Genomic DNA, 18849 nt, shown 5'->3' on the forward strand with positions numbered 1-18849 from the left:
CCGCCGGCAGGCGAGCCTCGGTGCAGTCAGTCATGCCGCGGCCTCCTGTTCGGTGAGCTGGGACAAAACGATCTCCCGGTACGTTTCGTTGGACTCCATGAGTTCCGGGTGGGTGCCGGTGCCGACGACCAGGCCGTCGTCCAGCACGATGATGCGGTCGGCGTCGCGGATGGTGCTGACGCGCTGCGCGACGATGAGCACGGTGGCGTCTGCGGTGCGCTCGGCCAGGGCGGCCCGCAATGCCGCGTCGGTGGCGTAGTCGAGCGCCGAGAACGAGTCGTCGAACAGGTAGATTTCCGGCCGGTGGACCAGCACCCGAGCGATGGCGAGCCGCTGCCGCTGCCCACCGGAGACGTTGGTGCCGCCCTGGGCGATCGAGGCCGCCAGGCCGCCCTCCATCCGGGATACGAAGTCCTTGGCCTGCGCGACCTCCAGCGCCGCCCACAGCTCGTCGTCCGTGGCGTCCGGGTTGCCGTAGCGCAGGTTCGATGCGACGGTGCCGCTGAACAGGTACGGCTTCTGCGGCACCAGGCCGACCGTGCGGGACAGCAGCCCGGGGTCGAGCTCGCGGACGTTGACGCCGTCGACCAGCACCGTGCCGCCGGTGGCGTCGAAGAGCCGGGGGATCAGGTTGAGCAGCGTGGTCTTGCCGGAGCCGGTGCTGCCGATGATCGCGGTGACCTCGCCGGGACGGGCTTGCAGCCGCACCTGGGAGAGCACCGGAGCCTCCGCACCGGGGTAGTGGAAGTCGACGTCACGCAGTTCCAGGTGGCCGTGCCGGTCCAGGGTGGTGACCGGCGCGGACGGCGGCTGGACCGAGGAGTCGGTATCCAGTACCTCCTGGATGCGTTCGGCGCATACGTCGGCGCGCGGGATCATGACCAGCATGAACGTTGCCATCATGATCGCCATGAGGATCTGCATGAGGTAGCTGAGGAAGGCGGTGAGCGCGCCCACCTGCATCGGCCCGTCCTCGATGCGGTGCCCGCCGAACCACAGGACGGCGACGCTCGAGATGTTCACGATCAGCATGACGGTGGGGAACATCAGCGCCATCAGCTTGCCGGCCTTGAGCGACACGGCGGTGAGTGCGTCGTTGGCGTCGCCGTACCGGGCCTGCTCGCGGTCGTCGCGGACGAACGCGCGGATGACCCGGATGCCGGTGATCTGCTCGCGCATGACCCGGTTCACCGTGTCGATGCGGGTCTGCATGCCGCGGAACAGCGGACGCATGGCGGCGATCAGCGCCACCACCACGATGAGCAGCAGCGGCACGATCACCAGCAGCAGCCCGGACAGCGGCACGTCCTCACGCAGGGCGAGCAGGATGCCGCCGACGCACATGATGGGCGCCGAGACCATCAGCAGGAACGCCATCAGCACCAGCATCTGGACCTGCTGGACGTCATTGGTGATCCGGGTGATGAGTGAAGGTGCGCCGAACTGGCCCACCTCACGCGTGGAGAAGTCCATCACCCGGCCGAAGATCGCGGCCCGGATGTCCCGTCCGGCACCCATCGCGGCTTGCGAGCCGAAGTAGACCGCGGCGATCTGGGCGAGGATCTGGATCAGCGTGACACCGAGCATCGCGCCGCCCAGCTCCAGCACGTAGCCCGTGTCGCCCGGCACGATGCCCTGGTCGATGATGTCGGCGTTCATGGCGGGCAGATACAGCGTCGCCATGGTCGCGATGAACTGGAACACCACCACCAACAAGATCAGCTTTTTGTACGGTCGCAGCCGCGCCCGCAACAGTCGGATCAGCATTCACGCACCCCCGTGGTCAGGACCGGACGCGACGAGCAGCCCGTCGAGCAGGAGCGAGACCAGCTCGTCCCCGTCGAAGCGGGCGGGGTCGCCGAACGGCCCGAAGGAATTTGCTCCGCAGAAGAGCAGGAGGAGCCGGGCCACTGTGCCCGGCGGCCGCCGCAGCAGGGCGGCGTCCGGTTCGATCAGCTCGGCGAGCGCGGAGTGCAGACGCTCGCGGCCCGCGGCCATCTTCGCGGCGGCCTCCGGGTGGGATTCCGAGGCGAACAACAGCTTGCGGGCGCCGGCCATGAGATGGGCGTTCGAGGTGAACCGCTCGTTGATCAGCGCCGCCGCCCGGGCGAGCCGCTCGCGCAAACCTTCGGCCGGGTCGATGGCGGCGATGGCCTCGATCGTGGGCCGTGGGTCGAGCGCATGCATGAGCGCGGCCACGACCAGCGAGTCCTTGTCGGGGAAGACACCGAAGATGGTGCCTTCGGCGACGCCGGCGGCCTGGGCGATCTGACGCGTGCTGACGTCGAGACCGCACTCGTGCAGTAACGGAACGGTGGCGGCGACGAGTGCGGCCCGGCGGTCGTCGGGTGCCATCGCACGCACCCGTCGCCGCCGGGCCTCGCCGGTAGGAGAAGTCACGCCGGGGAGCTTAATGAGCGAGCACTCACTCAGCCAGTGATTTCCTTCTTCCCGGCGTTTTCCCCCGAGCCCGGGTTCCTCCTCGCCCTGTCTATCCCGCCCGGCCCGGCTTGTTCGCCCAGCCCGGCTTGTCGTACCTGGCCCGGCTTGCGCCCCCGGCCGCGGCGGTTACTCTGCCCGGTCTGCTGCGGCCAGGGCCGCCTTTGCGGCGGGCTCCGCGCGGACCCGATCCTCCGGCACCAGGCCCAAGCGGGTCCGCCGGTCCAGCAGATCGTCCTCGGTGAGCGCGCCCTCATGACGCACCGCGAACAGCAGCTCCGCTCCCGTCACCTCGATGCCGGGCGCGATCGGCTCCCGCAGTGCGGGGTCCTCCGTGCCGAGCCGGTGCACCGCCGTGGCCTCCGCGCCGTACCGGGCGATCAGCCGAGGCGGGGCGTTGACGGTGAACAGCTTCTCCGGTGGCGCCGCGCCAACCAGCGGGGTCCGTGCGGTGCGGCACGGTCCCGCCGACAAGCCCGCATGCCGGATCGCGGCGTCGACCGCGTCCGCAGCCATCTTCCGATAGGTGGTCAGCTTGCCGCCGACGACCGTGGTGACGCCGATCGCCGACGTCAGCACCGCGTGGCTGCGGGAGAGGTCGGCGGTGCTGTCGGCGCGGCCAGCCAACAGTGGCCGCAACCCGGCGAACTTGCCGACCACGTCCGCCTCGGTCACCGAGACGTCCAATGCAGTGGCGAGCACGTCCAGCAGGAACCCCACCTCGGTCTTGCTGGGCTGCGGCACGTCGCTCACCGGGCCGTCCACCGGCTCGTCGGTCAGTCCGGCGTACACCAGACCACCCGGCTGCGGCAGCGCGAACACGAACCGGTTCGTCTCGCCGGGCACCGGGATCGTCAGCGCCCCCGTCGGGTTGCCGAGCGTTGCCGCGCGCAGCACGAGGTGCGTGCCGCGGGACGGGCGCAGCTTGACCGCGGGATCCAGGTCGCCGGCCCACACGCCGGTGGCGTTGACCACCGTGCGAGCCCGGATCTCGTGGTGCTCGCCGGTCAGCGTGTCCCGGACCGTCGCACCCTTACCGTGCAGTTCCTCCGCGGCGCATCGGGTCAGGATGCGCGCACCGTAACCGGCCGCCGTCCGAGCCAGGGCCACGACGAGGCGGGCGTCATCCACCAGCTGGCCGTCCCACTGCACCAGGCCGCCACGCAGCCCGTTGCGGCGGACGGCGGGAATCATCCGGCGCACCTCGACAGCGGAGATCCGGCGGGAGCGGGGGAGGGCCGAACGGGGAGTGCCCGCAGCCGCGCGCAGCAGGTCGCCGGCGGCGAAGCCCGCCCGGACCAGTAGCTCGCGGGACGGCGGCACAAACGGCGTGAGCGGCAACACCATCGGCAGCGCGCTCACCAGGTGCGGGGCGGTGCGCCGCAACAGCACGTTGCGCTCCGCCGCGCTCTCGTACGCCAGCGCGATGTGCCCGCCCGCGAGATAGCGCAGGCCGCCGTGCACGAGCTTGGAGCTCCAGCGGGACGTGCCGAAAGCGAGGTCGCCGGAGTCGATGGCGGCCACCGACAGGCCTCGGGAGGCGGCGTCCAGCGCGACGCCCGCGCCGGTCACGCCCAGGCCGACGACGAGCACGTCGACGGTGATGCCGCCGGAAAGGTCGGCCAGCTCGCGTACGCGGCGGGCTGCGGAGAGGGATGTGGGGTTCTCGGCCGCGGGACCGGGTCGGGTCGCGCTCACGGCTGCAGGAACCGATCGAGCAGGAGGCGCAGCTCGGCGTCGAGCGCGTCCTCGGTGACCTCCGGGCTGTCGTGGTCGAGCATGGTGCCTGCCGAGATCACGAACCCGTGCACGGCCAGGATCGCCGACCGGGCCAGCAGCACCGGCTCGCCCGCGCGCAGCGATCCGTCGCTGTCGCCGGCCTTGATAGCGGAGACGAGGTGGTCGAGGATCGCGTTCTGGACGCCCCCGCGCCGGTCGACCAGGTAGGGGACCAGGATCTCGGGGTCGAGCTCGACGACCCGGCGGAACATGGCGTGCCGGCGCAGCGACCGGGCGCCGCGGACCAGGCTGTCGACGATGCGCTCGCGGGCGGTGCCACCCTGTGCCTCGGAGTCCGAGGTGATCGCGAGTGAGCTCCACTCGCGGGTCATCAGGTCGGCCATGAGTGCGGCCATGTCCGGCCAGCGACGGTACATCGTCATGCGGGAGACGCCGGCCCGGCGGGCCACGTCGGTCAGCGTCGTGCGCCGCAGTCCCACGGCCAGCACGCACTCGCGGGCGGCGTCGAGAAGTGCGTCCTCCGGATTGTTTCTCGAAGACGTACTGTTACGAGTTGACGTCATGTGTCACAGTGTAACGCATGACCACCTTCCGCTGGGGAGCTCCCGCCGACGCCGTCACGCTGCCATCCACGGTGCGCGACCTGCTCACGTCCGCTCTGGGCGTGACCGGTCCGCGCCCGGCCGCCGAGCCCGAGCTCACCCCACCCGCGCCGCTGCCCGCTTTCCCCGGACTCGACACCAGCACCGATGCGCGCCTGCGCCACGCGGGCGGCATGTCGACCGAGGACCTGCTCACCGGGCGCTCCGGTGCGGTGCCGGACGCGCCCGACGGCGTGGCCCGGCCCACCACCCACGACGAGGTCGTCGAGGTGCTGCGGATCGCCGGTGAGCACCGGATCGCCGTCGTGCCGCACGGTGGCCGTACCTCTGTGGTGGGCGGTCTGCGCGCAGTCCGCGAGGGTTACGCAGGCGTCCTCGCCCTTGACCTTAGCGGCCTGGACCGGCTCGTCCGGCTGGACAAGACCTCCCGGACGGCCACCTTCGAAGCGGGCGTAGCGGCCCCCAAGGCCGAGGAAATGCTCAACGCCGAAGGGTTCACCCTCGGCCACTTCCCGCAGTCTTTCGAGTTCGCCACCATCGGCGGGTTCGCCGCCACCCGGTCCAGCGGCCAGGCCTCCGCCGGGTTCGGCCGCTTCGACCAGATGGTCGTCGGCCTGCGCGCCGCCACCGGCGCCGGCTCGCTCGACCTGGGCAAGGCCCCACAGTCCGCCGCCGGTCCCGACCTGCGCCAGCTCCTGCTCGGCTCCGAGGGTGCGTTCGGCGTGGTCACCGAGGTGACCGTCCGGATCCGGCCGCTGCGCGAGCTGACCTACACCGGTTGGGCCTTCCCGTCGTTCGAGGCCGGGATGCAGGCGGTCCGCGCCCTTGCCCAGGACGGGCCGCTGCCCGCGGTGCTCCGGCTCTCCGACGAGGCCGAGACCATGATCAACGCGGCGACCGGTGCCAGCGACGCCAACGGTGGCTGCCTCGCCATCGTCGGCTGGTTCGACGGCGCCGCCGACCCGTCCGCACGGCTCACGGAGCTCGGCGCCGAGCCGCTCGGGGAGGCACCGGGCAAGGCCTGGGAAGCGGGCCGGTTCCGCGCGCCGTACCTGCGCGACGCCCTGCTCGACGCGGGCGCGCTGGCCGAGACGCTGGAAACCGCCACCTTCTGGGACCGGCTGCCCGAGACCTACAGCTCCGTCCGCGACGCCCTGGTGAACACCCTCGGCGACGCCGGCACCCCGCCGATCGTCATGTGCCACATCTCCCACGTGTACGAGACCGGTGCCTCGCTCTACTACACCGTGGTGGCGGCGCAGGCCGAGGACCCGATCGCCCAGTGGCGCTCGGCCAAGACCGCGGCGGGCGACGCCATCTCGGCCTCCGGCGCCACCATCACTCACCACCACGGTGTCGGTCGTGACCACAAAGCCTGGTACGCCACCGAGATCGGCCCGGTCGGCGTCGCCATGCTGCACGCGGTCAAGCAGGCCACCGACCCGCACAACGTGCTGAACCCGGGAATCCTGCTCCCATGATCCGCGAATCCTTCACGGCGGTGGTGAACCCCGCGGCCGGCTCCGGCGCAGCCGCGAAGACGATGATCGACCTGGCCAAAGTGCTCCGCGAAACCGGCGCCCGGGTCCAGGTCACGTACAGCCGCGGTCTAAGCCACGCCACCGAGCTGGCCGCCGCGGCAGCCAGCAGCGGCGACGCCGTCCTCGCGGTCGGCGGCGACGGCATCGTCGGTGCCGTCGCCGCGGGCGTCCTGGGCACCGAAGCGGAGCTCGGCGTGATCCCGGCCGGCCGGGGCAACGACCTGGCCCGCGCCATTTCGCTGCCCCGCGACGACGTCTCGGAGTTCGCCGCCGCCCTGCGGGAGAGCGCCAGCCGCCCGGTCGACGTGGCACTGGCCGGCGACCGGGTGGTCATCGGCAGCGTCTGCACCGGCCTCGACGCAGCCGCCAACGACGCCGCCAACCGCTGGCGGCTGCCCCGCAAACCGATCGCTTACCAGATCGCCGCGGCCGGCGTCCTCGCCCGCTGGAAGCCGCTGACCTACACCCTGACGGTCGACGGCATCACGGAAGAACTGCGCGGAAACACGGTGGTGGTCGCCAACTGCCCCTGGTACGGCGGCGCCCTCAAGGTCGCCCCGGCGGCGATCCTGCACGACGGTCTGCTCGACCTCGTCACCATCGGCGACCTCAACCGCCGCCGGCTGGTGCCCGTGCTCAACGGCATGAAGCACGGCACGCACGTGACCATGCCGGGCATCACCAGCCGGCAGATCCGTGAGGTGCGGATCGAGACGGACCGCCCGACCCCCTTCTACGCCGACGGTGAGCGTCTGCCCGCGGGGCCGGTCACGGTCCGCGTCCAGCCCGGCGCCCTGCATCTCATCGGCGCCTGACTTCGCCGTGGGCCCGCCCTCCGCCAGGGGCGGCCCACGGCGATCCCGTTTGTCGACCGGATGTTCCTGACTCTTGTCAAGATTTTGCGCTCTCGATCGCGATTGATCGCCGGTGGAGCGGATTGCTCGGCATGACCAGATGCTCAAGGTGATCCGAACGCTCCGTCAGCGCGACGCCCGGAAGGACGGGGCAGTGCCGGCCGTGGCAGATCGGCGGGTGGGAGCCGGCTGCCCCTGGAATGCTGACGACGGCAGCTGGGGGTGCTGCAGGGCCCCCAAACCTGAAGCCCTGGTGACGGCGAAAGCGGGTACCCACCGGCTGGTGGGTACCCGCTTCGCGTGGTCAGTCAGTGCTTGCGTCAGGTGTTACAGGCGCCAGTACTGGTCTTTGTTGGCGCCGTTGTTGGCGTTGCAGTCCCACTGCAGTAGGCGGGCGGGTTTGTTGGTGCCGCCTTCGATGGCGAGGCAGTGGCCGCCGTTGGCGTTGATGAGTTTGGTGAGGCCGTTGGCGTCGACGTCGACGAGCCAGTTCTGGTCTTTGTTGCCGTTGTTGCAGTGCCACTGCACGGCGAGGGTTCCTCGCTTGTCGGAGCCGGCTTGCAGGCCGAGGCACAGTCCGCTGCGGTCGTTGCGGATCTCGGTGTAGCTACCGCCGCGGGCGCGCAGGTGCCACTCGATGTCGTTGGAGTTGGTGCAGACGACCTGCGTTGCGATCGCCTTGGGGTTCTTCGTGCCGCCGTTGCTCAGGCACAGGTTGCTGTGGTTGTTGACCACGTGCTGGCCGATGATGCGGGATTTGATGTTCCAGTCCTGGTCCGGGATGGCGCCGCAGTGCCACTGCAGGATGCGCAGGCCGTTTACGGTGGACTTGTGGTTTTCGGTGGCCATGCATAGACCACTCTGGCCGTTCTTCAACTTGGTGAACCCGCGGGAGTCTTTGATCAGTTCCCACGACTGCTCGGCGCCGTTCGTGCAGGTCCACTGGAACAGGAATGCCTTGGGCTTCGGTGTGGCGCTGCCTGCGGTAGCCAGGCACATGTTGTAACGGTCGTTGCGGACTTCGAACTTGCCGTCGCTGCGCGCGCGTAGCTGCCAGTCCTGGTCGGGGTTGCCGCTGCAGTCCCACTGGATAGCAGGCGCACCCTTGGGGTCGGCCTGGCTGGTCATTGCGAGGCACTTCTTGGCACTGTCGTTGATCATGATGTTGACGGTGGGTTCGTTCAGCTGCTGCGCGAACCAGCCACCCAGATCATCCAGACGGGTCTGTGTGCCGCCGCGGGCGGCGTTCTTGTCCTCGCCCAGGCAGCCGCCCTGGCCCTTGGCACTGTGAGTGATCGCGACCAGCTCGACCGTGCTGCCGCTCTCGCGCAGACCGGGGCCGCCGGCGTCACCCTTGCACGGTCCGACCTGCTCAGCGTCGCTGGGCGCGATCTGCGCCGATACGGCGTCGATGCCGTTGACCGTGAACGTGGCAGTGCGCAGCTGGTCCGGGCTCCACTCGGTGGCGGTGCGTCCGTAGCCGGCCACCCGCAGCGTGTCACCAGCAGCAGGGGCAGTGGTGGCGAGCTTGACGGGTGCCACCTCGGTCACCGGCATCGCGAGCTTCGCCAGTACCACGTTGCGGTCGGGGTGACTGACCACCTCAGTCACCGACACCACATAGCCAGCGTCAGTGGCGGACAGCTTCGGCCGGGCGATGGTCGCCTTGGTCGGCAGCGTCGGCCGTCCTGTCGGAGCAGGCTGACCAGCAACGGCGAAGCAGTCCTTGGCGGTGACGACCCATCGCGGAGCGACCAACGCTCCGGTGCAGCTGCGGCTGCCTTCACCGCCGGCGGCACCGACGTCGATCTTGGCGACGAACTTGTAGGCGTCAGCGGCTGGCGGCTGTCCACCGATCGCGGATGCCGGCGCGGACCACAGGGATCCCGCGGCGAGAGAAATGGCGGCGAGGCCAGCGAAGCGGCGCAGCCGAGTAGAACCTAGCGAGTGCAAGAAATCTCCTTATGACGCAAGGGGGTCGGGTGACTATCGGTGCCGATGAAGGCCAGGGGCCAAATCGGCCGCTTTTTATCGGTTTGGTATCTGCGCTGAATCCATGCAGTCCTTCTTGGTAGAAGGACCCTTAGGAGGCACGGAGTTCCAGCAGCAGGGCCTGCCCTTCACCGGCGGCCACTCCAACACCCTTCCAGTTGTCTTCACGGATCTCGACGGGCGGCTTCACGACCTCGTCAATGCTGATCTTCGCTTCAATGGGGAAGTCGTTGTTGTTGCGGATACCGTAGACTCGTTCGAGTTCCAGGGTGACGAAGCCCGTTTTCCCCTTGAACTCGAAGCAGTAAGGCTTGGAAGTGGAGTAGCTCCACACCTCTGCGGAAGTCTTTCCCTCGTCGCAGCCGACGAGCATGATGGTCCCGTCACCTTTGATCAGGCGGATGCCCCTTCGATCTTCGCGCCGCCAGGGTAGTCGAAGGACTCGACCAGGGATCCAGAGTCGTCGGCAGCCTTTTCGGCGGCCACACCGGGCAAGGCGGCGACGAGGGCAGTGACACTGGCCACAATAGCCGTGGCGGCCAGCGCCCCAGTGGTGAGCAGGCGCGGGTGGGATTTCACTACGGTGACACTCCAGTTTCATTGGCAGCGGGCCGGCAAAGGCTAGTGGAACCTACGAATGGCCCGCAACCCGGCTGAGTTGATTGTGCGCGAGGCAACCTGCCATTATCGGCGTCAATCGCGCGGGCCTCTCTCGCATCGACGAGACGCGGTCCGCATACGCGTATTCACTGACGGTGTTCCGGCCGTTTTGGTACCAAAAGGGGTTACATCTCGTTGCGGCCTGCCTCCCGCAGTGCGCCGCCCAGCCATCGGATCCGCCGATGGCTTTCCGGCGCTGTTTCTCTTCTACTCGCGGTGGCAATGCTCGCTGTCCCGTCTCCGGCCCGGGCCGAAGACGGTGAGCCTTTCGACGTACGGCTTGACCGTGATTATGCGCTCTGGCTGATGCGCGACGGTGGGCCCGAGACAGCGAAGGCGGCGAAGGCTGCCCTGCTGGGCTCGGTGCGGGCGAAGACAGCGGCGCGGGTCGTGGCGAAGGAGACCGCTGAGGCGAAGAATTCGTCGAAGGACGCGGCTGCTGCGGCGGGTCGGGCGGCTGATGCGGCGCGTAAGGCGGCCGCCGCGGCGCAGGTAGCGATCACGGCGGCGGCGCAGGCGTACGCGGCCGCGCAGGCCGCCGCGGACGCGGCCGCGCAGTCAGCGAGTATGGCGGTCAGCGCCGGTAATGCGGCGACGAACGCCTACAACATGGCCTCGGCTGCTGCCCGCGACAAGAACAAGGCCAAGGACGCCAGGGACGCCGCAGTTGCGGCGGAGAAGGTGGTCGAGGCAGCGAACACCGCGGCGCAGGCCGCGGAGAAGGCCTCTGAGGCGGGACGTAACGTCGCCACGGCAGCCCTGGCGGCGGCGTCGGCGTCGCAGAATGCGGATGAGGCCGGCGCTGCGGCGGATGAGGCCGGCGGCTATTCCCAGGCGGCGGACGCGCAGGCAGACCGGGCCCGTAACGAGGCCGCGAACGCGCGTCGGGCTGCGGCGCGGGCGACCCGGGCCGCGCAGGCGGCGGTGGCGTTCGCGAACAAGTCCGCCGACGCCGCCGCGCAGTCTGGCAAGGCTGCCCGCCAGACGGCGGCGCACGCCAAGGCGGCAGCAGCCGCAGCACGCAAGGCCGCCGACGAGGCGGACAAGGCCCATGACGCTGCCAAGGATTCCAAGACGCACGCCGACGCCGCCCTGGTTGCCGCGACCGCCGCGACGGCCGCGGCGGAGCAGGCCGCGACCGTGCAGAAGCTCGCCGACGAAGCCGAGGCGCAGCGGCTGGCCCTGGTCACCGACGCGGGTATCGGCGCTGCCGAGGCCGAGCGGCACAGCGATCAGCTGATGGCCAAACGCACCGCGCGGGACGCCGCGGAGCAGACCCGCCGCGACCAGGAAACCCCAGCAACTGCTCGCCGCCGCCTCCGCGCCGGGCGCACCAGTCGACGTGCTGCTCGGTGCGGGCCGGGAGGCCGCGATGCGGCTGATGTCGACCGGCGGACCGTTCACCCGCACCGCCGCCGAGCAGGCCCTAGTCGGTGACGAGCGTCCGACCGGCAATCACGCGGAACGCGGGTCAGTAGGGCAGGAACCAGCGGATCACGATGATGGACAGGAAGACGACGATGAAGGCCAGGTCGATGCCGACGCCGCCGAACCGCAGGGGCGGGAGGATGCGGCGGACCGGGGCGAGGATGGGTTCGGTCACCGCGTGGACGCCTGCCGTGAGCCGGGACCGGGCCGAGCCGGGCATGCTGGGCCCGGCCAGCACCACCGTCCAGTCGAGGATGGCCCGGGCGATGAGCAGCACCTGCACCAGCAGCAACAGCAGGCTCACGACGGTGAGCAGGGAACCCATGGACTACCTCCGACGGTGGCGGGTGAGCTCCCCACTATGCGCGACTTTGTTGTGAATTAGCTGAATCTCCGGTGGGTAAACGGCGGCGGCCGTCAGGCGGGATAGGCCGAGGCTTCGGTGGCTTTGAGGCTGGCCCACACCGCGCTGCCCGGGGCGAGGGCGAGGTGCACCGCGGCGGCGGGGGTGACGTCGGCGGCCACGGCGAGCGGGCCGCTCAGCTCGATGCGTAGGGCGTCGCCGTGTGGGGCCATCGAGGTCACCGTCGCCTCCCACGTGTTGCGGGGACTGCCTTGCGGCCGGGTCGGGTAGAGCGCGACGGCGGCCGGGGGGAATGCGACGAACACCTCGCCGGTCAGTGGGGTGGCCGTGGTGAGGGCGAAGCCGGGGGACACCTGTACCAGGGTTCCCTCGGCTCGTCCCCGGTAGAGGTTGAGGCCGACCAGGCGGGCCACGTAGTCGGTGCGCGGCGTCGACGTCACCGTCGCCGCGTCACCGGTCTGCACCACCCGGCCGTCCTCCAGGATCACCAGCCGGTCGGCGAGCAGCATCGCGTCCAACGGGTCGTGCGTGACCAGTACCGTCGGCCCCGGCTGCGCGCTCAACTGGTGCCGCAGCTGGGCCCGGGTGTCGAGGCGCGTGCGCGCGTCCAGAGCGGCCAGCGGCTCGTCCAGCAGCAACAGGTGCGGGTCGGTGGCTAGGGCGCGGGCCAGTGCCACCCGCTGCGCCTGCCCCCCGGACAGCTGCCGGGGCTTGCGGGCCGCGAAGTCGCTCAGCCCCACCTGGGCCAGCAGGTTGGCGGCCCGGGCTCGCGCGGCGGCCCGGGAGGCGCCCCGGCAGCGCGGCCCGAAGGCCACATTGTCCAGTGCGGACAGATGGGGGAACAGCAGGTAATCCTGGAACACCACGCCGATGTTGCGGTGCTCGGGAGCGAGCCGCTCGAGGTGGCGGCCGTCCAGGATGATGTGGCCCTCGTCGAGCGGAGTCAGCCCGGCCAGCGCTCGCAGTGCGGTGGTCTTGCCTGCCCCGTTCGGCCCGAGCAGCGCCACGACCTCACCCGGTGCGACCTCCAGCGTCGCGTCCAAGGTGAATGCCGGCCGCCGGACGACCAGCCTGGCGTCCAGCATCACGTCGCACCCAGCCAGCGGTCGCGCAGTCCGGCCAGGATGGCAACCGAAACCGCGAGCAGCACCAGGCTGAGCGCGATCGCGGCGTCCAGGTCCTGTTCCAAAGCGAGATAGACCGCGAGCGGCATGGTCTGGGTCTGGCCCGGGAAGTTGCCCGCAAAGGTGATCGTCGCGCCGAACTCGCCGAGGGCCCGTGCCCAGCACAGCACCGCACCTGCGGCGATTCCTGGTGCCACCAGGGGCAGCGTGACCCGGCGGAAGGCCGTCCAGCGCCCGGCGCCCAGCGTCGCCGCGGCCTCCTCGAAACGGGCGTCCGCACCGCGCAGCGCACCCTCCACACTGATCACCAGGAACGGCATCGCCACGAACGCCTCGGCGACGACCACCCCGGTCGTCGTGAAGGGCAGGGTGAAGCCGAACGTCGTGTCCAGCCATTCGCCGACCAGGCCGCGGCGGCCGAAAACCAGCAGCAGTGCCACGCCGCCGACCACCGGCGGCAACACCAACGGCACGGTGACCAGCGCCCGCACCACCCTGCGGCCAGGAAAGCCGGTCCGGGCCAACAACCATGCGAGGGGTACGCCGAGCAGCAGGCACACGCCGGTCGCCAGCGTCGCGGTGAGCAGTGACAACCGCAGCGCGGCCAGCACTTCGGGCTCGGTCAGGCGCTGCGGCAGTGTCTGCCAGGGTGCGCGGATCAGCAGTCCGGCCAGGGGCAGGACAAGAAACACCAGCCCGGCGATCGCGGGGATCGCCAGGACCAGCGGCGTGCGTCGGGTGAGCTTGCTCAGGGCTGCTGGAATCCCGCGTCGGTGAGCACCTGCTGCGCTTGCGGTGTCTGCACGAACGTGACGAACGCGCTGGCGCCGGACGGGTTCGGGGCGTTCGTGAGCGCGCTGATCTGGTAATCGTTGAGCGCCGACGCCGACTCTGCGAACTCCACGCCGTCCACGTCTGCCGTTGCCGACCTGGCGTCCGTACGGTAAACCAACGCAGCGTCCACCTCGCCCAGCTTGACCTTGGCGAGCGCGGCCTTGACGTCCTGCTCCTGGGTCACCGGGGTGACCTTCACCCCGGCCGTGCCGAGCGCCTTCGTCGCGGCGGCGCCGCACGGCACCTGCTCGGCGCACAATGCCACCTTCACCTCCGGCTTGGCGAGCGCGGCCAGCGAGGTGATGCCCTTCGGATTCCCCTTCGGTACGGCGATGACGAGCTGGTTGCGCGTGAACGTCACCGTTGGCCCGTTGCCGTCTCCGGCGTCGACGACCGTCTTCATGGTGGCCGGACTGGCCGCCGCGAAGACGTCCGCGGGCGCACCCGAGGTGATCTGCTGCGCGAGGCCGGAGCTGCCGCCGTACGAAAAAGTGACGTCGACTCCGGGGTTGAGATCTTCGAACAGTGCGCCGATCTTGTCGAAGGACTCGGTGAGCGATGCCGCGGCGAGCACCGTCACCTTGCTGGTCTGGGCGACCCGGGGGGCACCCGACGACGCACCGTTGCTCGGGGCCTTGTCGTCGCCGTCCCCGCAACCGCCGGTCACCAACACCGCGGCCAGCGCGACGGCCGTCAGCAAGCGTGTCCTCATTTGTCGTCCCCTCGCTCCACGACCACCGTCGTGGACTTGATCACGGCAACCGCCGTGGACCCGACCTCGAGGCCCAGATCTTCAACGGCCTCGCGGCTCATGAGTGACACCACCCGAAACGGGCCGGCCTGGATGTCCACTTGCGCCATCACCGCGTCGCGGGTGATCGCGGTGACGATGCCGCGCAGCCGGTTGCGCGCCGATGAGCGGTGCGACCCCGGATCCGGCTCGTCGACCAGCCGCCTGGCGAAGGTCGCCAGCGCGGCCCCAGGGATGCTCCGGTGCCCGTGATCGTCGCGGCCCGCGTCGAGCCGGCCGCCGTCCACCCACCGCCGCACGGTGTCCGCGCTGACGCCCAGCAGCTCGGCCGCCTCACCGATGCGGTATGTCGTCACGCTCGCAGCGTAAACCTCGCAGATGCCAGGGCAGTCAGCAGCACCCCCTCGCAAATACTTCTTCCCGCCGCACGGGGCGCTTGTGTTCCGCGGCGCGGCAGGCGAACCTGGAGGTGCCTCCCGCGCCGGAAGGGGTACAGACCCTCCCATGACAGTCCGCGACGCACGGCCGAGACTGACGGACCCTGGCCGCGACCGCATCGCCCGCCGCACCCGGCCGGTGCCCGTGCAGGCCCCGGCCGACGCGGACGACCTGCCCCGCTACCTCGGTGCCTTACGCCGCTTGTCCGACGCCGATGACCTCGCCGTGGCGTACGCCGGGTGCACCGTCGCCGTCGAAGTGGCGCGGCGTGCGGGCTCCGCGGGTGGGCTCGTCATGGCGTACTCGGAACGCAGCTCCTCAGCCCGCCGCCTGGGCGACCTGACCGCCGCGCGCGACGATGCGGAGGCCGCCGCCGAGCTGTTGCAGGTTTCCGGGGCCGAGCCGGACGGGGCGACCGCCGCCCTGCTCACCGCCCGCCGCCTGGCGGTCCGGCTGGACCGGGGTGAGCTCGAACCGGCAGACGCCCTGCTCGCCGCCACCCCGTTCGGCGGTGACCTGCCCGACGAGCCGGAATACCTGCTGCTGCGCTACTCCCGGGGGCGATTGCATGCCGCGCAGTCCCGGCCGGGCGAAGGCCTCGCCGACCTGTACCGCTGCGGGGAACGCGTCGCCGCCCGCCGCGCCGACCACCCGGGCGTGCTGCCCTGGCGGTCCGCCGCCGCGACCGTCCTCGCCGGACTGGGCGCGGCCGAGGCGGCGGAGCGGCTGGTCACCGAAGAGGTAGCGCTGACCCGTCGGCACGGCCTGGCCTCGGCCCTGGGCCGGGCGCTGCGCATCCAAGGGCGGGTGCGGCCCGGCCTGGCCGGCCGGGAGCCCGCCGAGGAAGCCGTTCGCGTTCTGCAAGGTACGCCCCGGCGGTTCGAGCTGGCCACCGCACTGGTCGACCTCGGCGGCCTCCTGAACCTGGCCCGCCGCCGCCCGCAAGCCCGCCGGGTGCTGCGCGACGGCCTTGAACTCGCCGAGCAGTGCGGATCGCCCGAGCTGATCGCCCGCGCCCGCGACTTCACGGCCGGCAAGTCGCCGAGCCGCTAAGACGTGCGCCCTAGGCCGTCGCCAGGAATTGCGACACGCCGCGGAGCCGGACACTCAGCAAGTCAGTCGCCCGCTCAGTGCACAGGCGGACGTCGGTGGGCAGGCTGAGCCCGGCGGCCGCGATGGAACCCTTCGGCACTCGGGCCGGGTCGAGGCCGTCCCGCCGGGCGATCAGCAGGCCCAGGGCGTACCGGTCGATGACCTCCGGGCCGGCGACGTTCAGCACCCCGGCATAGTCGCCGGCGGCCAATTCGAGCAGCGCGTCGGCCAGGTCGTCGACGTGGACCGGCTTGCGGATCATGTCGGTGAAGAGGGCACCCTGCACCCGGCCCGCAATCAGGTCGCGGGTGAGGACCTCATGCTGTCCGTCGCCGTCCCCAAGGATCAGCGATGTCCGCACCACGGCGGCGCCGGGATCGATGGCCCGGACCGCCGTCTCCGCGGCCGCCTTGCCGGCCCCGTAGCGGTACACCGGGTCGGGCAGCGCGGACTCGTCATAGTCGACGTCTTTCCCGGAGAACACGGCGTCACTCGACACATGCACCAGCCGGGCCCCCGCGGCTGCCGCTGCCACCGCCACGTGCGCGGCGCCATCGGCCATGACTCGCCAGTCGTCGCGGCCGGCGGACGTGTGCACCACCGCCGCCGGCCGAACCCGGGCGATCACCTCCCTAACCGCATCCCGATCCCGCACGTCCAGCGCGACCTCCGCCTGCACGGTGGGCGACGAGAAGTACGTCCCTGCGACCCCCCAGCCGGCTTTCGTGGCGCGGGCCGCCACCCGCGAACCCAGATGTCCCGAGGCGCCGATGACCAGAATCCTGTGCGACATGGACACCGACCCTAGCGGTCCTCAGGCCACGAGCGGGCGTTTCTCCATGGGCACCGACTATGGGGCATGACGCGACGTGAGGAGCAAGTCTGAGCAGCGGGTGGGGTGTGACATTCCGCGTTGCTTCGACGGAACTCGACCTCTTAGGCTGACGCGCCCCTTGAGGAGTTTGGATGAATTGGTATCTGCCTGGACCGGTCCAGCGTCGGTAAGAAGCTGCGCAACTGCAAGTAAGACGACCCGAAGCCGGAGACGGTCTCGCTCATGCGGACCACCTGGCGGCTGCGGGTGTACGAGGTGGCGACCGGCAAGGTGCTGCTGGACAAGTCGATGGCCGGGGACGAGCAGGAGTGCCCGACCTTCGTGTATGTCGGTGCGGACCGCAAGATCTACGCCAAGCTGAGCGTCCTTGCGGAAGTTCGTGAACGACTAGAGCGGCGGCGCTCGCCTGAGGACTCGGGCGAGCGCCTGCTGCTGTCAGGACCGGCGCCATTTCTGGTTGAGGGTGCCGGCACAGTCCCAGATCTGCAGGCGGGCACCGTCGCCGCCGTTCCAGTCCTTGATGTCGACACACTTGTTGGCTTGCGGGTTGACCAGGTCCCCGGCCGCTGACAGCACGAACTGCTGGGCCGGGTTTCCGCTGCATGTCGCGATCTGGATGACGGCGCCGTTGGCGGTCGAGCCCCAGGCCACGTCCAGGCATTTGTTGTTCGATGTCTGCAGGGTTCCATTGGCGAACGTCCAGCGCTGCGCGCCTGTGCCGTTGCAACCCCACATCTGCAGCGGTACGCCGTCCGAGAAGTTCGAGTTCGGCACGTCGATGCACTTGTTGTGCCAGTTGCTCACCACCGCGCTGGTGCTGCCGCCGGAGCCGCTCGTGGTCAGCGTCAGCCCGTACACGCCGAGGATCTCGTTGACGGGCTGGAACCACATCGTGCCGCCGGAGGAGCAGTTGCCGGAGCCGCCGGAGGTGACGCCCTGCGCCTGGTTGCCGGAGAGCCAGGAACCGCCGGAGTCGCCCGGTTCGGCGCAGGCGTTGCTGCGGGAGAGGCCGGAGACGGCGCCTTGGGCGTACACAATGGTTTCGTTGCGGCCGAGGATGGTCCCGCAGCGCCAGCCGGTCGTGCGGCCGGAGCGGCAGACCGAGCTGCCGATGGCAGCGTCTTGTGAGCCGGCGACGGTGACGGTGCCGCCGGCGTAGTTGTTGACCCACGGCCGGGGCGTCCAGTTGCCGTTGGTGCGGATCCACCCGTAATCGTGGCCGGGGAATGACGAGCCCGCGAAGGTCCCTTGGGCCACGTTGTTGTAACCGGCCGTCGTGCTGTTCACGCCGCCGCAATGCCCGGCGCTGACGAACCCACCCGTGACCGCGAAGCCCACCGAGCACAGCGTGTTGCCGTTGATCGCGTACTGATCTCCGCCGCGAATGTCGTACATGGGGCGCGGTTGGTCCTGGCTTTCGCGCACGGTGACCGGTCCCGCACCGCTTGCGGCCGCGAACGCCCTGGCCTGCGCCGCCGCGCCGGGCTGGACCAGCACGACCAGGCGGTTGGCCGCCAGGTCGACGTGCCATCCGCGAATCGCGGTGCCTTCGGCCTGCCTGGCCCGGTGGTCCAGCTTGGCGCGCGCGGCGGCCAGCTCGTGCGCACTTCTTCCGACAATTTTCGGTACGGCGCCAGCCGCAACAACCTCTCCGGCGCGGGCGGCGTCAGTGACCCCGACGGTGAGCCGGTCCGCCCCGGCGGCGATCCAGGCGCCGCCGAAACTCGCCCCGAGCTGTTCCCGCAGCCGTTTCTCGGTGATCGGTGCGGCGGCCTCGGTCGCGAGCCGGGCGGCTATGCGGTCGTCGCTGAGCCCCAGGTCACGACGCATGGCCGCCAGCATCGCCGGGTCCAGGTCGATACGCGGCGCCGTGGCGTGAACACTGCTGGCCGCCGTCCTTGCGGCGGTCTGTGCGGTGCCGGCGGTGGGCGCAGCGGCGGCTCGTCCGACGGCCGCTGCCGCGGCGTCCTGCGGCACGGAGCTTGCGGCGTTCGGTGGCACGGCGGCGGCGGGGGTGGAGAGGGGGAGGAGGGCGGCGACGGCGAGGGTTGCGGCGCCGATGCCGAGCGCATGGACGGCACGGGACATGGGATTCCTTCCGTTGATCTGGGGTGGAACGGAAGGAGAGCGCTCTCTTGGTCCGAGTCTGGCGAGT

Annotated in this window: 17 protein-coding genes; 3 read left to right on the forward strand and 14 right to left on the reverse strand. The window is 70.5% G+C overall.

The features are described 5' to 3' along the window. Nucleotides 1-30: 30 nt before the first annotated feature. The 4 genes from ACIA1L_RS02675 to ACIA1L_RS02690 all read right to left on the reverse strand — a co-directional run bounded on the left by ACIA1L_RS02675 (nucleotide 31) and on the right by ACIA1L_RS02690 (nucleotide 4742). Nucleotides 31-1767, reverse strand: coding sequence for an ABC transporter ATP-binding protein (locus ACIA1L_RS02675; RefSeq protein ID WP_396070698.1), 1737 nt, complete (start codon nucleotides 1765-1767; stop codon nucleotides 31-33). Beyond that, nucleotides 1768-2400: a TetR/AcrR family transcriptional regulator gene (locus ACIA1L_RS02680; RefSeq protein ID WP_396070700.1), complete on the reverse strand. Its 633-nt coding sequence runs from the start codon at nucleotides 2398-2400 to the stop codon at nucleotides 1768-1770. It abuts the gene before it with no gap. Between the two features lie 168 nt (nucleotides 2401-2568). After that, the gene (locus tag ACIA1L_RS02685) at nucleotides 2569-4137 is read right to left on the reverse strand and encodes a glycerol-3-phosphate dehydrogenase/oxidase (RefSeq protein WP_396070702.1); all 1569 of its coding nucleotides are present in this window, start codon (nucleotides 4135-4137) and stop codon (nucleotides 2569-2571) included. Next, on the reverse strand, nucleotides 4134-4742 hold the full coding sequence (locus tag ACIA1L_RS02690; RefSeq protein ID WP_396070704.1) for a TetR/AcrR family transcriptional regulator: 609 nt from the start codon (nucleotides 4740-4742) through the stop codon (nucleotides 4134-4136). Before ACIA1L_RS02690 ends, ACIA1L_RS02685 begins: the two co-directional genes overlap by 4 nt. A 17-nt stretch (nucleotides 4743-4759) precedes the next feature. On the opposite strand from ACIA1L_RS02690, the gene ACIA1L_RS02695 reads away from it, so the two are divergent. Together ACIA1L_RS02695 and ACIA1L_RS02700 are read left to right on the forward strand one after the other, a co-directional pair. Beyond that, the gene (locus tag ACIA1L_RS02695; RefSeq protein WP_396070706.1) at nucleotides 4760-6262 is read left to right on the forward strand and encodes an FAD-binding oxidoreductase; all 1503 of its coding nucleotides are present in this window, start codon (nucleotides 4760-4762) and stop codon (nucleotides 6260-6262) included. Further along, entirely contained in the window at nucleotides 6259-7137 is an 879-nt protein-coding gene (locus ACIA1L_RS02700) for a diacylglycerol/lipid kinase family protein (protein ID WP_396070708.1), read from the forward strand. The genes ACIA1L_RS02695 and ACIA1L_RS02700 overlap by 4 nt, the downstream gene beginning before the upstream one ends. Nucleotides 7138-7503: 366 nt before the next feature. Here the strand turns inward: ACIA1L_RS02700 and ACIA1L_RS02705 are convergent, their stop codons facing one another. The 8 genes from ACIA1L_RS02705 to ACIA1L_RS02740 all read right to left on the reverse strand — a co-directional run bounded on the left by ACIA1L_RS02705 (nucleotide 7504) and on the right by ACIA1L_RS02740 (nucleotide 14685). Then, entirely contained in the window at nucleotides 7504-9129 is a 1626-nt protein-coding gene (locus ACIA1L_RS02705; protein WP_396070710.1) for an RICIN domain-containing protein, read from the reverse strand. Nucleotides 9130-9259: 130 nt separating this feature from the next. Then, nucleotides 9260-9541, reverse strand: coding sequence for a hypothetical protein (locus tag ACIA1L_RS02710; RefSeq protein WP_396070712.1), 282 nt, complete (start codon nucleotides 9539-9541; stop codon nucleotides 9260-9262). A 20-nt stretch (nucleotides 9542-9561) separates the two neighbouring features. Next, nucleotides 9562-9747, reverse strand: a complete 186-nt coding sequence (locus ACIA1L_RS02715; RefSeq protein ID WP_396070714.1) for a hypothetical protein — start codon at nucleotides 9745-9747, stop codon at nucleotides 9562-9564. Nucleotides 9748-11299: 1552 nt separating this feature from the next. Next, nucleotides 11300-11581: a YggT family protein gene (locus tag ACIA1L_RS02720; protein ID WP_396070716.1), complete on the reverse strand. Its 282-nt coding sequence runs from the start codon at nucleotides 11579-11581 to the stop codon at nucleotides 11300-11302. 92 nt (nucleotides 11582-11673) lie between these two features. Further along, a complete protein-coding gene (locus ACIA1L_RS02725) occupies nucleotides 11674-12705 on the reverse strand; it encodes an ABC transporter ATP-binding protein (RefSeq protein WP_396070718.1) in 1032 nt (343 codons plus the stop codon). Next, nucleotides 12705-13508, reverse strand: a complete 804-nt coding sequence (locus ACIA1L_RS02730; protein WP_396070998.1) for an ABC transporter permease — start codon at nucleotides 13506-13508, stop codon at nucleotides 12705-12707. The genes ACIA1L_RS02725 and ACIA1L_RS02730 overlap by 1 nt, the downstream gene beginning before the upstream one ends. Further along, complete coding sequence (gene modA / locus ACIA1L_RS02735; protein ID WP_396070720.1) at nucleotides 13493-14290, reverse strand: molybdate ABC transporter substrate-binding protein; 798 nt, start codon at nucleotides 14288-14290, stop codon at nucleotides 13493-13495. The genes ACIA1L_RS02730 and modA overlap by 16 nt, the downstream gene beginning before the upstream one ends. After that, nucleotides 14287-14685 (reverse strand): molybdopterin-binding protein, encoded by a 399-nt coding sequence (locus ACIA1L_RS02740; RefSeq protein ID WP_396070722.1) that lies wholly within the window; start codon nucleotides 14683-14685, stop codon nucleotides 14287-14289. Before ACIA1L_RS02740 ends, modA begins: the two co-directional genes overlap by 4 nt. A 148-nt stretch (nucleotides 14686-14833) precedes the next feature. On the opposite strand from ACIA1L_RS02740, the gene ACIA1L_RS02745 reads away from it, so the two are divergent. After that, nucleotides 14834-15820 carry a hypothetical protein gene (locus ACIA1L_RS02745; protein ID WP_396070724.1) on the forward strand — a complete coding sequence of 329 codons (987 nt, stop codon included), beginning with the start codon at nucleotides 14834-14836 and terminating at the stop codon, nucleotides 15818-15820. Nucleotides 15821-15830: 10 nt separating this feature from the next. Here the strand turns inward: ACIA1L_RS02745 and ACIA1L_RS02750 are convergent, their stop codons facing one another. Beyond that, complete coding sequence (locus ACIA1L_RS02750; protein ID WP_396070726.1) at nucleotides 15831-16652, reverse strand: sugar nucleotide-binding protein; 822 nt, start codon at nucleotides 16650-16652, stop codon at nucleotides 15831-15833. A 477-nt stretch (nucleotides 16653-17129) separates the two neighbouring features. Then, nucleotides 17130-18782, reverse strand: a complete 1653-nt coding sequence (locus tag ACIA1L_RS02755; protein WP_396070728.1) for a ricin-type beta-trefoil lectin domain protein — start codon at nucleotides 18780-18782, stop codon at nucleotides 17130-17132. Between the last annotated feature and the right edge of the window lie 67 nt (nucleotides 18783-18849).

It is taken from the genome of Actinoplanes sp. NPDC051859 (genome assembly GCF_044452725.1).
Lineage (GTDB): Bacteria > Actinomycetota > Actinomycetes > Mycobacteriales > Micromonosporaceae > Actinoplanes.